The following is a 372-nucleotide window of genomic DNA, read 5'->3' as shown; positions in this document are numbered from 1 at the left end:
ACGTGCGCGACGCCAACAACTGTCTGCAAAGCATCGCGGTCAGCATTCAGGAACCAGCCGGCATCACCCTCAGCGGCAGCATCACCGACCTGCTCTGCAACGGGGACAACAGCGGAGCCATCGACCTCAGCGTCGGTGGTGGAACACCGCCCTTCGTCTACTCCTGGTCCAACGGTGCGTCTACCCAGGACCTCAGCGGACTGGCCGCCGGCACCTACTCCGTAATCGTTTCCGACGCCAACGGCTGTAGCCGGGAGACCGCCTTCACCCTCAGTGAACCGCCAGCTCTGACGCTAAGCTGCACCCCAAGCCCGATCTCCACCATCAACGGTAACGATGGCAGTATCCTGTTAAACTGGGAGGGCGGCACCC

The 372-nt window shown here is 62.6% G+C and carries 1 protein-coding gene; it reads left to right on the top strand.

What is annotated here, in order from left to right:
• A partial coding sequence (locus E1J53_RS23895) for a SprB repeat-containing protein (protein ID WP_173021635.1) occupies nt 1–372 on the top strand: 372 nt, incomplete at both ends.

It is taken from the genome of Lewinella sp. W8, from assembly GCF_004375085.3.
In the GTDB taxonomy this organism is placed as follows: Bacteria; Bacteroidota; Bacteroidia; order Chitinophagales; family Saprospiraceae; genus Neolewinella.
This window is presented reverse-complemented; position numbering and strand designations above follow the sequence as displayed.